Raw genomic sequence first — 13,238 nt, 5'->3', positions numbered from 1 at the left:
CAATGACGCAGAATATCTACGACACGCCCGCCTTCTTCGAGGGCTACAGCAAGATGGGCCGCTCGGTCGAAGGCCTGGCCGGTGCGCCGGAGTGGCCTGCGTTGCAGGCACAGCTGCCAGCGATGGCTGGCTTGAACGTGGTGGACCTGGGCTGTGGCTATGGTTGGTTCAGTCGCTGGGCTCAGGAGCAGGGCGCTGCGCACGTGCTCGGTTTGGACGTGTCGCACAAGATGCTGGCGCGGGCCAAAGAGATGACCTCGGCAGCGGGTATCACCTACACGGTTGCCGACCTGGAGCTACTTGACCTGCCGGCGGCCTCATTCGATCTGGCCTACAGCTCCCTGGCCTTCCATTACATCGTCGACCTTAAGGGCCTGTTCGAGCGTATCCATCAGGCGCTGGTGCCCGGCGGGCGACTGGTGTTTTCCATCGAGCACCCTATTTTCATGTCACCGCGCAATCCTGGGTGGCTGGTCGATGATCAAGGCCGAAAAAGTTGGCCGGTGGATGGCTATCAAATCGAAGGGCCACGCGTCACCAACTGGCTGGCCGATGGCGTTATCAAGCAGCACCGTACGCTGGGCACGTTGCTCAATCTGTTGATTCAGGCGGGGTTTGCGTTGAGTCATATCGAGGAGTGGGGCCCAAGCGAAGCGGACCTGATGGCGCGGCCAGAACTGGCGGAAGAACAAGAGCGCCCGATGATGCTGCTGGTGTCGGCACGCCGCTGATCTCACTGGCAACTCAGCTCAACCTGTGGGAGCGGGCTTGCTCGCGAAGGCGCGGTGTCAGTCGACATCTTGGTTGACTGTCACTGCGCATTCGCAAGCAAACCCGCTAGTACAAGGGGGTTGAATGGCTGATCTTTCTCACGCTTCGATACGCGCAGCCTTGCGCGCCTGTATGGCGGTATCGGTGGCTTTGCTTGCAAGCGGCATTGCACTACGGCCACTGGCCCTGTCGCCAGGGCCAGGCCAGGCAACATGCATCAGTGACGGCTTTCACCTTCCAACTTGCGCGCCTCGTCCACACCGGACGCGGTCAGCTTGATCGGCAGGTTCAACGAATATTCACCGGCGTCGTCGGTGGTCACATGCCCATCCTTGATAAGCCCACGGTCCTGCAGGAAGGCCAAGACACTGGCAACCTCCTTCTCGCCGCGGTAGTTATCCAAAACCTCCTTGCCCAAACCGTGCGGGTGGGCGTGCAGCAGGCGGGTGAGGACTTCTTTTTCAAGGTTTCTATCGACGTTCATGTGTACCTCTTCACTGGGAAATGATCGGGTGTCAGTGCTGCTATCGATGCATTAAGGCGCGGGTTGTTTCGGTGCGCCGGGGATGTTGTTGTCATCGCCTTTATTGACCTTCGGCTCATTGCTGATACCTGGGCCCATTTTGCCGTTGCCCACCGCTGCCGGTGCCTGGCGTTGGGTATCGTTGCCTTTGGTGCGTGGGTCAGCGCCGTTGTCGATGATCGCGCCACCATTGGTGTCGAGGCCGGTCCCCATCGAATTCTGGGATTCCTGGGTGGCAGGGCTTGGCGGGCTGCCGACGGGGTCAGTCTTGCCGGTCGACGAGGTCGCGGCGAAGGCGTTCAGCGAGGCGGCGGACAGCAGACCGGTGAGGGCGAGGGCGGCAAACTTGGAATGCTTCATGGGGTGTCTCCATATGATTAATGTCCTTACCCTTTATTGGTCCGCGCCCGTTTCCGGTTCGTGCCTTGATGGCGACGAACGGTATCAAGTTACCTGTAAGATTTTATGTGCCGAGCGCTGGCGCCAGATCAACCGCGCCACCGTGATCAGCCAGTTGAGCAGGGCCACGCCGAGCACACTCGCCAGCAGCGTCGGCAGGCCGTAGTCGACGATGAGCTTGCCGGCCAGCCAGGGAAACCCGAACACGCCGATAAAGTACGCCAGGCTGAACAGCAGCAATGCCTGGGACGTAGTGCCGGGCGGCGCCTCGCTGGCCACCAGTCCATTAATCACGGAATACGTGAGGCCATAGCCCACCCCCAGCATGGCAGCCGCCAGCAGGTAGCTGAAGTTACCGCTGACACCAAATGCAAACAGTGCGATAGCGCCGAGCATGATCCCGGATAACACACAGGCGGCCCGGTAGGCATCACGCTTGACCACGTGGCCGGCGATCAACAGGCGGCTGGTGATGGCGGCACTCAGGAACCCGGCGAAAAACAACGAATAGTCCAACCCATGGGCCGCTGCATAGCTGGTCTGAAACGATGACAGCCCGCCAAATACACAGCCACCCAGGCCGACCATCAGGATCGCGAATGCAGCTTTGGATGACAGCACTCGACGGCTGGAGGCCCAGGAAATCCTCGCTGTGGGCACATTTGCGTGATGGTTGAGGTGTGCGCCCAGGCGCCAGAACATCACGACGCCCGCGAGGCTGGCGAACCCCGCAATATAGAAGGCCGTTGTAAGCGGCAGGTCCAATGCACTGGCGGCGCGCCCGAGCAAAGGGCCGGCACCGATCCCGCTCAACATGCTGCCCGACAGCAGCGCAAAGTATTTGGCCCGCTGAGGGGGCGCCACCAGCAGTGTCACGATGATCGGGCCCAGGGTGTAGAACACGCCCCAGCCCAACCCCAGGGACAGCCCGAACAGCATCAGGCCTTGACCAACACCCGGCGTCAGCGCAAACCCAAGGCTGGCCACCACCAGCAACACGCCCATCCCCGCGATAGCCCGTGCCGCGCCCACGGCATCGGCCAGATGCCCGCAACACACCACCGCCACAAACGTGCTGAGCATCGCCATGGAAATCACGCTGCCGGCATCATGCTCGTTCCCGCCGCGCGAATGAATCAGCAGCGACAGCAGAAACGTCGAGCCGTAGGACAGTGACAACAGGAAGCTGGCTAGGCAGAACAGCGCGAATGTCTTCGCGCCCACCGCAGGCGTGGCGTGCATGAGCAAGTCTCGAATCGTTGGATTGATGCGCTCTGTTTAGCATGCACGGCCCGGCGGATTGTTCTGTGGTTGGTGGTGCTCGGGTTACCGCGCGACGGAGTAAAGCGCCCCGGTCACCGCGAAATTGCACTGCAATCCGTCATCAAACCGCCTTAATATGTGGGCTTTGAATTTGCCCAAGAGCCGCCCATGACCATCGAGATTCGCCCCGCCGTGCCCAGCGATGCTGCGCAGATCCTGACGTTCATCACCGAGCTTGCCGAGTACGAAAAGGCCCGACATGAAGTGATCGCCAGTGTGGTGGATATCGAGCGCAGCCTGTTCAGCGAGGGTGCCACCGCCCATGGCCTGATTTGTTCGCGGGACGGCTTGCCGATTGGCTTTGCGGTGTTCTTTTTCAGCTATTCCACGTGGTTGGGCAGCAACTGCCTGTACCTCGAAGACCTCTATATCAACCCCGAGCAACGCGGCGGCGGGGCGGGCAAAAAGCTCTTGCGCCACCTCGCCAAGATCGCCTGTGATAACGGCTGCGGGCGGTTTGAATGGAGCGTGCTGGATTGGAACGAGCCGGCGATTGCCTTCTACAAATCGATCGGCGCCCAGCCGCAGGAAGAGTGGGTGCGCTACCGCATGGAAGGTGACGCGCTGCGCGATTTCGCCATCGGCTGAAACCCTGCGTCGTAAACACTGAAGATCAACCTGTGGGAGCGGGCTTGCTCGCGAATGCGGTCGTTCAGCCAATGATTGATTGACTGACCCGGCGCATTCGCGAGCAAGCCTGCTCGCACATTTTTTTGAGTTTATTCCAATATATGGGATGCAAATTTATATATTGAGATATTTCAAATGATGGGTTTATAGTCGGCTGCATCAGCACTCACTACCAAAAATAAAACAGGTGAAGCGATGCAGCCCCAACCGTTGTCATTACCCGCCGTACCCGCGCCTACCTATGGCGAGCGGTTGAAGCACAAAGTGGTGATCATCACCGGTGCCGCCCAAGGCATTGGCGAGGCGATCGTCGCCTGTTTCCAGGCTCAGCAGGCACGCCTGGTGATCGCGGATATCCAGGCCGAAAAAGTCGAAAAAGTCGCCGCGCATTGGCGCGAACGCGGTGCGCAAATCGTCGCGCAAGCGGTCGACATCACTTCCAAAGAGCAGTGGCAGTCGCTGGTCAACCTGGCCATTGAGCGCTTTGGTCGCGTGGATGTGCTGGTCAATTGCGCAGGCGTTAACGTGTTCCGTGACCCCTTGCAGATGACCGACGAAGACTGGCGCCGCTGTTTCGCCATTGACCTTGATGGCGCCTGGTTCGGCTGCCGCACGGTGTTGCCCTTGATGATCGAGCAGGGCATCGGCAACATCATCAACATCGCCTCCACCCATTCCAGCCACATCATCCCCGGCTGTTTTCCCTATCCCGTCGCCAAGCACGGCCTGCTCGGGCTCACGCGCGCCCTGGGCATCGAATACGCGTCCAAGGGCATCCGCGTAAATGCCATCGCCCCTGGGTATATCGAAACTCAGCTCAATGTCGATTACTGGAACGGTTTTCCTGACCCGCACGCCGAGCGTCAGCGCGCCTTCGATTTGCACCCGCCCAAGCGTATCGGCCAGCCGGTAGAGGTGGCGATGACGGCGCTGTTCCTGGCGACTGACGAAGCGCCGTTTATCAATGCAACCTGCCTGATGATCGATGGCGGGCGTTCTGTGATGTACCACGACTAAATCCAACAAGAGGTGGTTCATGTTTAAGAAGACACTCGGCACCCTGGCACTTGCGATCGCGGTCAGCGGCTTTGCATCCGCCGAAGAAGTGAAGATCGGCTTTCTGGTCAAGCAAGCCGAAGAGCCCTGGTTCCAGACCGAATGGGCGTTCGCCGAAAAAGCCGGCAAGGACCAGGGCTTTACCGTGATCAAGATCGCCGTGCCCGACGGCGAGAAAACCCTCTCCGCTATCGACACGCTTGCTGCCAACGGCGCCAAGGGCTTTGTGATCTGCCCGCCGGACGTGTCCCTGGGCCCTGCGATCATGGCCAAGGCCAAGCTCAACGGTTTGAAAGTGCTGGCGGTGGACGACCGGTTCGTCGACGCCAAAGGCAAGCCCATGGAGGACGTGCCCTATGTCGGTCTGGACGCCTACAAAATCGGCCAGAAACAAGGCGAGGCCATGGCCACCGAAGCCAAGCATCGCAACTGGGACTGGAAGGACACCTACGCCGTCATCAACACCTTTGACGAGCTGGAAACCGGCAAGAAACGCACCGACGGTTCGGTAGAAGGCCTCAAGGCCGCCGGCTTGCCGGCCGACCACATCCTGTTCAGCGCACAGAAAACCCTCGACGTGCCGGGCAGCATGGACGCCACCAACTCAGCCCTGGTGAAACTGCCCAGCGGCGCGAAAAACCTGCTCATTGGCGGCATGAACGACAGCACCGTACTCGGCGGCGTGCGCGCCACAGAAAGCGCCGGGTTCAAGGCGGCCAACGTCATCGGGATCGGCATCAACGGCACGGACGCGATTGAAGAACTGAAAAAATCCGACACCGGGTTCTACGGTTCAATGCTGCTCAGCCCTGACGCGTCAGGCTACAAAACCGCCAGCGCGATGTTCGCGTGGGTCACCAAAGGCACCGAGCCTGCCAAGTTCACCGCCCTGGATAACGTCACCCTGATCACGCGCGCCAACTTCAAGGAAGAGTTGAGCAAAATCGGTCTGTGGAAATGACCGGCGCGGCCCTGCGCTTTAACGGCATCGGCAAGGAATTTCCCGGGGTCAAAGCCCTGGCGCAGATCAGCTTTGAAGCGCGGCCGCACTCGGTGCACGCGCTGATGGGCGAGAACGGCGCGGGCAAGTCCACGCTGCTCAAGATCCTTGGTGGCGCCTACATTCCGAGCAGCGGTACGGTACAGATCGGCGAGCAGACGATGGACTTCAAATCCGCCGCCGACAGCATTGCCAGTGGTGTTGCGGTGATCCATCAGGAGCTGCACCTGGTGCCGGAAATGACCGTGGCGGAGAACCTGTTTCTCGGGCATCTGCCGTCGCGTTTCGGGGTGGTCAACGGCGGCCTGCTACGCAAGCAGGCGTTGGCATGTCTCAAAGGTCTGGCCGATGAAATCGACCCGCAGGAAAAGCTCGGGCGGCTGTCCCTGGGCCAGCGCCAACTGGTGGAGATCGCCAAGGCGTTGTCCCGTGGCGCCCATGTGATTGCCTTTGACGAGCCCACCAGCAGTTTGTCGGCGCGGGAAATCGACCGGCTGATGGCAATCATCACGCGCCTGCGCGATGAGGGCAAAGTGGTGCTGTATGTGTCGCATCGCATGGAAGAAGTGTTCCGTATTTGCGATGCGGTGACGGTGTTCAAGGACGGCCGTTTTGTGCGCACCTTTGACGACATGGCCACGCTGACCCACGACCAACTGGTGACCTGCATGGTCGGTCGCGACATCCAGGACATCTACGATTACCGCCCGCGCGAACGCGGTGAAGTGGCGCTCAAGGTCGAGGGTTTGCTTGGCCCGGGGCTGCGTGAAGCGGTCAGCCTGCAGGTGCACAAGGGCGAGATTCTCGGGCTGTTCGGGCTGGTCGGGGCAGGGCGCACCGAACTGCTGCGCCTGCTCAGCGGGCTGGTGCGCAGCACGGCCGGGCAACTCGAACTGTGTGGGCAGCCGCTGCACTTGCGCTCGCCGCGCGACGCCATCGCCGGGGGCGTGCTGCTGTGCCCGGAAGACCGCAAGAAGGAGGGCATCATTCCGCTGTCCAGTGTGGCTGAGAACATCAATATCAGCGCACGCGGTGCCCATTCCAGGTTTGGCTGGCTGCTGCGTGAGGGCTGGGAGAAGGGCAACGCCGACCAGCAGATCAAGGCGATGAAAGTCAAAACGCCGAACGCGCAACAGAAAATCATGTACCTGTCCGGCGGTAATCAGCAGAAGGCCATTCTCGGCCGCTGGTTGTCGATGCCGATGAAGGTGTTGCTGCTCGACGAACCGACCCGCGGCATCGACATCGGCGCCAAGTCGGAGATTTACCAGATCATCCACAACCTGGCGGCCAGCGGCATTGCGGTGATCGTGGTGTCCAGCGACCTGATGGAAGTGATGGGCATTTCCGACCGCATCCTGGTGATGAGTGAAGGCGTGCTGACCGGCGAGTTGAACCGCGAACACGCGGACGAAGCACAGCTATTGCAACTGGCACTTCCGCGTACGCGGGCTTGAAGAATTCGAGGTGAATGATGTCCCAGGTAAAAACTGCAAAAGGCTTCTGGCCGGGTTTCAACCAGCGCAAGTTTCTTGATGACTGGGTGATGCTGCTCGCGGCGTTGAGCATCTTCGTGCTCAGTGCGCTGTTCATCGACAACTTCCTTTCGCCGCTCAACATGCGTGGCCTGGGCCTGGCGATTTCCACGGTCGGCATTGCCGCCTGCACCATGTTGTTCTGCCTGGCGTCCGGGCACTTCGACTTATCGGTGGGCTCGGTGATTGCCTGCGCCGGGGTGGTGGCGGGGATTGTGATTCGTGACACCGACAGCGTGGTGCTCGGCGTGTCGGCCGCCTTGGCCATGGGCCTGGTGGTGGGGCTGATCAACGGGATTGTGATCGCCAAGTTGCGCATCAATGCGTTGATTGCCACATTGGCGACCATGCAGATCGTGCGCGGCCTGGCCTACATTTTCTCGAACGGCAAGGCCGTCGGCGTGATGGACGAGCGGTTCTTCGTGTTCGGCAACGGCCAACTGATGGGCGTGCCGGTGCCGATCATCATCACCGTGCTGTGTTTTGTGTTCTTCGGCTGGCTGCTCAACTACACCACCTACGGGCGCAACACCATGGCCATTGGCGGTAACCAGGAAGCGGCGTTGCTGGCCGGGGTGAACGTTGATCGCACCAAGATCATCATCTTTGCCGTGCACGGCTTGATCGGCGCCTTGGCCGGGGTGATCCTCGCGTCGCGCATGACCTCGGGCCAGCCGATGATCGGCCAGGGGTTTGAGCTGACGGTGATTTCCGCCTGTGTGCTCGGCGGGGTGTCGCTGAGCGGCGGTATCGGCATGATCCGCCATGTGATTGCCGGGGTGCTGATTCTGGCGATCATTGAGAACGCGATGAACCTGAAGAACATCGACACCTTCTACCAGTATGTGATCCGTGGTTCGATCCTGTTGCTGGCGGTGATTATCGACCGTATGAAGCAACGTTAGAAACCCGGTCTCAACAGCACTGAAAATCCAATGTGGGAGCGGGCTTGCTCGCGAATGCGGTGTATCAGACGCAGATGTGCAAACTGACATACCGCATTCGCGAGCAAGCCTGCTCCCACAGTTGGATCTCCACTGTATTGAGGTTCAGCATTTGCCATAATGGCGCCGTTTTCGTACTTCCCAATAGGCCCGATATGCAGGAAAACGCCCACACCCCCGTCAAAGACGCCGCGCCCACCGGCACCCAGACCTTGTTGCGTGGCCTGGGCGTGGTGCAAGCGGTGGCGGCCGGTGCACGGGATCTGAAAGAGATCGCCAGGCGCATCGGCACCACCCGCAGCACCACCCACCGCCTGGCCAGTTGCCTGGTGGAGGAGCGTTACCTGCGTGTGGTGCCGCAAGTCGGTTACCTGCTGGGGCCGAAGTTGATCGAGTTGGGTTTCCAGGCCCGTGAAGAACTGCCTCTGGTGAGCCTGGCCGTGCCTTATCTGGATGAGCTGTCGGCGCTGACCGGCGACACCATCCACCTGGCCATTCGCGAATACGACGACGTGCTCTACCTGCACAAGAATCCCGGCCGCAACGGCCCGGAAATGCGCTCGCGGGTCGGCCATCGCATGCCGTTGGCGCGCACCGGTATCGGCAAGGCGTTGCTGCTGGATGACGCGGTCGAGGAGTGGCAGCGTCTGTACGAAGTCAGCCTGCCTGCCGGCGGGAAAAGCCTGCAATGGCCGCAGCACCCGGAACAATCCTGGGCGCAATTCGAGCAGCGCATGCGCGAATACGTGGTGGGGGGGTATGCGTTCGATCTGGAAGACAACGAACCGTCGATCCGGTGTGTGGCGGCACCGGTGCGCGATGCCAGCCGGCGAATCGTCGCCGGCATCAGCATCGCCAGTACCGTGCCCTATATGCCGCTGGAAAAAATGGCCGAGCTGATTCCTGTGATCAAGCAGGTCGCAGCCCGGCTGTCCGCGGAGTTGGGCGCGAAGGCCTGATCAGGCCTTCAGGGTCGCCATGTCGATGACAAAGCGGTACTTCACATCACCGGCGATCATGCGGGTGTAGGCCTCGTTGATCTGGCGGATATCGAGCATTTCGATGTCACAGGTGATGTTGTGCTCGGCGCAGAAATCCAGGACTTCCTGGGTTTCGGCAATGCCGCCGATCAAGGAACCGGCCAGCACTTTACGCCCCAACACCAGCTTGGCCGCATTCACCGGCGGGTCCACCGGCTCGATCAAACCGACCAGGATATGCACGCCGTCAAAGCGCAGCACGTCGAGGTAGGGGTTCACGTCGTGCTGCACCGGAATGGTGTCCAGCAGGAAGTCGAAGTGCCCGGCGGCGGCTTTCATCTGCTCGGCGTCGGTGGACACGATCACATGGTCGGCGCCCTGGCGACGGCCTTCCTCGGCCTTGCTGGCGGAGCGGGTGAACAGCGTCACTTCTGCGCCCATCGCCTTGGCGAACTTGATGCCCATGTGGCCGAGGCCACCCATGCCCAGCACGCCAACTTTGTCGCCAGCCTTTACGCCGTAATGCTTGAGCGGCGAGTAAGTGGTGATGCCGGCGCAGAGAATCGGCGCGGCGCTGGCCAGGTCGAGCTTGGCCGGGATTTTCACCACGAAGTGTTCGCTGACCACGATGCTGTCGGAGTAGCCGCCCATGGTGTTGCTGCCATCGACGCGGTCCGGGGTCGCGTAAGTCATGGTCGGGCCTTCGAGGCAATATTGCTCCAGGTCCGCCTGGCAGGCGTCGCAGTGGCGGCACGAATCGACCATGCAGCCGACGCCAACCAGGTCGCCGACTTTATGCGCGGTAACGCTGGCGCCGACGGCGGTGACTTTGCCGACGATCTCGTGGCCCGGCATCAGCGGGTACACGGCAATACCCCATTCATTGCGGGCCTGGTGGATGTCGGAGTGGCACACGCCGCAGTAGAGGATTTCGATGGCCACGTCATCGGCGCGCGGGCTGCGACGTTCGAAGGACATGGGGGCGAGGGGCGTGGTCGCCGACTGGGCGGCATAACCGATGGCGGTATACATGAAGAAACCTCGCAAAAGGACTGACTAGGGAGGTGGCGCATTCTCCGCGCCGGGCCTGGCTGCGGCCATGGCGATTGCTCCGAACCTCATGCCTATTCGTCCGGGAGTGCCCTGTGTTTGGATTTATGTGCCCTCAGACCTGCGATGATGTTCTCATCCCTTTTTCGCGAAGTTTTTTGCCATGTTGTTGACCCGCCATCTCGACGCCAACGCCACGCTGGTTGCCTTGATCAAGGGGCTGACGCCCCGCGACGGTTTTTCCTCGACCAACCTGCCGGGCGTGCAGGTCTTGCGCGCCAGTTGTGACGTGGCGCGCGGGCCACAGATTTATGAACCGAGCCTGATGATCGTCGCCCAGGGCAGCAAAGTTGCCTATCTGGGCCCGCGTACGCTGGAGTATGGCGCGGGGCACTACCTGATCCAGGCGATGCCGGTGCCCTTCGAGTGCGAGACCTTTGCCCTGCCGAATGCGCCGCTGTATGGCGTTACGGTCGGCATAGACCGCGTGGTGCTGGGCGAGTTGGTCATGGCCATGGGCATTCAGGCGGGGCCGCCGCCGACGGCGCAGACCCTGGAGTCGATGAGCTCGGTGGTGCTCGATGACGCAATGCGCGGTTGCGTCGAGCGGCTGTTGCAATGCCTGCACGATCCGCTGGAGAGCCGGATCATGGGCCCGGCGCGGGTGCGCGAGTTGTTGTTCACGGCGCTGCGCGGGCCGCAGGCGGATGTGTTGCGCGCTTTGGTGGAGCAGCAGGGGCAGTTTTCGCGAATCGCCACATCGTTGAATCACCTGCATGCCCATTACGCCGAGCCGTTGAATATCGAGACGCTGGCGGGGTATGCGCACATGAGTGCGTCGACGTTTCATGAGCATTTCAAGCGCTGCACGTTGTTGTCGCCGGTGCAGTACCTGAAGCGTCTGCGCTTGCTCAAGGCTCAACAGTTACTGCTGGTGGACGGCCTGAGCGTGGCGCAGGCGGCGCACAGCGTGGGGTATCAGAGTACGTCGCAGTTCAGTCGCGAATATAAGCGCTACTTCCTGCGCAATCCGGGTGAAGAGCGCGCGGCTTAGGTTCTGTCGATATAACTCGGTCAATGTGGGAGCTGGCTTGCCTGCGATGACATCCGCTGAGTTTTACTGACAGACCGAGTCGCCTGCATCGCGGGCAAGCCTGGCTCCCACAGAAAGCGGGTCCCACATTCGATTTATGCCGGCCACAAAAAAGGCCCCCGTCCGGGAGCCTTTCAGGTCAAGCAATCGACTTACATATTCGGATAAGTCGGCCCACCCGCGCCTTCCGGCGTTACCCAGGTAATGTTCTGCGAAGGGTCCTTGATGTCACAGGTCTTGCAGTGCACGCAGTTCTGGGCGTTGATCTGGAAGCGCTTCTCGCCGTCTTCCTGGGTGATTACTTCATACACGCCGGCCGGGCAGTAGCGCTGCGCCGGTTCATCGTAGAGCGGCAGGTTGGTGCCGATCGGGATGCTCGGGTCTTTCAACTTCAGGTGGCACGGCTGTTCTTCTTCATGGTTGGTACCGGAGATGAACACCGAACTCAGCTTGTCGAAGCTCAACTTGCCGTCGGGTTTCGGGTAATTGATCTTCTTGCTGTCTTTGGCCAGCTTCAGGCACGCGTAGTCCGGCTTGGTGTCGTGCAGGGTGAACGGCATTTTGCCGCCGAGGATGTTCTGGTCGAACCAGTTGAAGCCGGCGCCGATGATCGGGCCGAATTTGTGCATCGCCGGGCCGAAGTTACGGCTGGCGAACAGTTCTTCATAGAGCCAGCTGGCTTTGAAGCTGTCGACGTAGTTGGTCAACTCGTCGCCGCCTTCGGATTCGGCAAACAGGCGCTCGGCCACGGCATCTGCCGCGAGCATGCCGGACTTCATCGCCGTGTGGCTGCCTTTGATCTTGGCCACGTTCATGGTGCCCAGGTCACAGCCAATCAATGCACCGCCCTTGAAGACCATCTTCGGCAACGAGTTGATGCCGCCTTTGGCCAGGGCGCGGGCGCCGTAGCTGATGCGCTTGCCGCCTTCCAGGTACTGAGCCAGAACCGGGTGGTGCTTGAGGCGCTGGAATTCATCGAACGGCGACAGGAAAGTGTTGCTGTAGGACAGGTCGACGATCAGGCCGACCACCACCTGGTTGTTTTCCAGGTGATAAAGGAACGAGCCACCGGTGTTCTCGTTGCTCATGATGTCCAGCGGCCAACCGGCGGTGTGGACGACCAAGCCTGGTTGGTGTTTGGCCGGGTCGATTTCCCAGATTTCCTTGAGGCCGATGCCGTAGTGCTGGGCGTCAGCGTCGCTGTCCAGTTTGAAGCGTTGGATTAACTGCTTGCCGATGTGGCCGCGGCAGCCTTCGGCGAACAGCGTGTACTTGCCGCGCAGTTCCATGCCGGGGGTGTAGACGCCTTCTTTCGGATTGCCTTCGCGGTCGACGCCGAGGTCACCGGTGATGATCCCGCGGACCACGCCGTTTTCGTCGAAGAGCGCTTCCTGGGCGGCGAAGCCTGGGTAGACTTCCACACCCAGGTTTTCGGCCTGTTGGGCCAGCCAGCGGCACAGGTTGCCGAGGGAGATGATGTAGTTGCCTTCGTTGTGCATGGTCTTGGGCACAAAGAAGTCCGGCACCTTGGTGGAGGTGTCGGCACTGCGCAATACATAGATGTCATCGCGCACTACAGGGGTGTTGAGCGGGGCGCCGAGTTCCTTCCAGTCCGGGAACAGTTCGTTCAGGGCACGTGGTTCGAACACGGCACCGGAAAGGATATGTGCGCCGACTTCGGAGCCTTTCTCGACCACGCAGACGCTGATTTCTTTACCGGCTTCGGCGGCCTTCTGCTTCAGTCGGCAGGCGGCAGACAGGCCTGCCGGGCCAGCGCCGACGATGACCACGTCGAATTCCATGTATTCGCGTTCCACAGGCTATCTCCTACTCAAGGCTCAACAGGCTTTTTTTTCTAATGGGTGGAGGTTCGGTATCGTCTTGCAGCAACGGCAAGACCCACCTTTCTCTCTAGGTGGCGCATTATATCTACA

At 60.7% G+C, this 13,238-nt stretch carries 13 protein-coding genes; 8 read left to right on the top strand and 5 right to left on the bottom strand.

What is annotated here, in order from left to right; genetic code table 11:
- The first annotated feature begins 2 nt into the window (after positions 1-2).
- Positions 3-731, top strand: coding sequence for a class I SAM-dependent methyltransferase (locus CPH89_RS02720; protein WP_053257547.1), 729 nt, complete (start codon positions 3-5; stop codon positions 729-731).
- A 257-nt stretch (positions 732-988) separates the two neighbouring features.
- Here CPH89_RS02720 and CPH89_RS02715 read toward each other — a convergent pair whose 3' ends face one another.
- The 3 genes from CPH89_RS02715 to CPH89_RS02705 all read right to left on the bottom strand — a co-directional run bounded on the left by CPH89_RS02715 (position 989) and on the right by CPH89_RS02705 (position 2,935).
- Complete coding sequence (locus CPH89_RS02715) at positions 989-1,255, bottom strand: hypothetical protein (protein ID WP_053257546.1); 267 nt, start codon at positions 1,253-1,255, stop codon at positions 989-991.
- A gap of 51 nt (positions 1,256-1,306) precedes the next feature.
- Positions 1,307-1,654, bottom strand: coding sequence for a hypothetical protein (locus tag CPH89_RS02710; protein WP_053257545.1), 348 nt, complete (start codon positions 1,652-1,654; stop codon positions 1,307-1,309).
- An 84-nt stretch (positions 1,655-1,738) separates the two neighbouring features.
- Complete coding sequence (locus CPH89_RS02705; RefSeq protein WP_053257544.1) at positions 1,739-2,935, bottom strand: MFS transporter; 1,197 nt, start codon at positions 2,933-2,935, stop codon at positions 1,739-1,741.
- Positions 2,936-3,124: 189 nt separating this feature from the next.
- Here CPH89_RS02705 and CPH89_RS02700 point away from each other — a divergent pair, with 189 nt between their 5' ends.
- The 6 genes from CPH89_RS02700 to CPH89_RS02675 all read left to right on the top strand — a co-directional run bounded on the left by CPH89_RS02700 (position 3,125) and on the right by CPH89_RS02675 (position 9,140).
- Positions 3,125-3,604, top strand: coding sequence for a GNAT family N-acetyltransferase (locus CPH89_RS02700; RefSeq protein WP_053257543.1), 480 nt, complete (start codon positions 3,125-3,127; stop codon positions 3,602-3,604).
- A gap of 237 nt (positions 3,605-3,841) precedes the next feature.
- Positions 3,842-4,663 (top strand): SDR family oxidoreductase, encoded by an 822-nt coding sequence (locus CPH89_RS02695; protein ID WP_053257542.1) that lies wholly within the window; start codon positions 3,842-3,844, stop codon positions 4,661-4,663.
- Positions 4,664-4,682: 19 nt separating this feature from the next.
- Positions 4,683-5,663, top strand: a complete 981-nt coding sequence (locus CPH89_RS02690) for a substrate-binding domain-containing protein (protein ID WP_053257541.1) — start codon at positions 4,683-4,685, stop codon at positions 5,661-5,663.
- Positions 5,660-7,159, top strand: a complete 1,500-nt coding sequence (gene araG, locus CPH89_RS02685; RefSeq protein ID WP_053257540.1) for an L-arabinose ABC transporter ATP-binding protein AraG — start codon at positions 5,660-5,662, stop codon at positions 7,157-7,159. The genes CPH89_RS02690 and araG overlap by 4 nt, the downstream gene beginning before the upstream one ends.
- A gap of 17 nt (positions 7,160-7,176) precedes the next feature.
- Positions 7,177-8,142, top strand: coding sequence for an L-arabinose ABC transporter permease AraH (gene araH / locus CPH89_RS02680; RefSeq protein WP_017138344.1), 966 nt, complete (start codon positions 7,177-7,179; stop codon positions 8,140-8,142).
- A 194-nt stretch (positions 8,143-8,336) separates the two neighbouring features.
- Entirely contained in the window at positions 8,337-9,140 is an 804-nt protein-coding gene (locus CPH89_RS02675; protein WP_053257539.1) for an IclR family transcriptional regulator, read from the top strand.
- On the opposite strand, the gene CPH89_RS02670 is transcribed toward CPH89_RS02675, so the two are convergent.
- Entirely contained in the window at positions 9,141-10,193 is a 1,053-nt protein-coding gene (locus CPH89_RS02670; protein WP_053257538.1) for an NAD(P)-dependent alcohol dehydrogenase, read from the bottom strand.
- A 181-nt stretch (positions 10,194-10,374) separates the two neighbouring features.
- Here CPH89_RS02670 and CPH89_RS02665 point away from each other — a divergent pair, with 181 nt between their 5' ends.
- Entirely contained in the window at positions 10,375-11,265 is an 891-nt protein-coding gene (locus CPH89_RS02665) for an AraC family transcriptional regulator (protein WP_053257537.1), read from the top strand.
- A gap of 191 nt (positions 11,266-11,456) precedes the next feature.
- Here the strand turns inward: CPH89_RS02665 and CPH89_RS02660 are convergent, their stop codons facing one another.
- A complete protein-coding gene (locus CPH89_RS02660) occupies positions 11,457-13,121 on the bottom strand; it encodes an electron transfer flavoprotein-ubiquinone oxidoreductase (RefSeq protein ID WP_053257536.1) in 1,665 nt (554 codons plus the stop codon).
- Between the last annotated feature and the right edge of the window lie 117 nt (positions 13,122-13,238).

The sequence above is a fragment of the Pseudomonas fluorescens genome (assembly GCF_900215245.1).
GTDB classification, from domain to species: Bacteria; Pseudomonadota; Gammaproteobacteria; order Pseudomonadales; family Pseudomonadaceae; genus Aquipseudomonas; species Aquipseudomonas fluorescens.
Note: the sequence above shows the minus strand (reverse complement) of the source record. Positions and strands in the feature narration are given on the sequence as shown.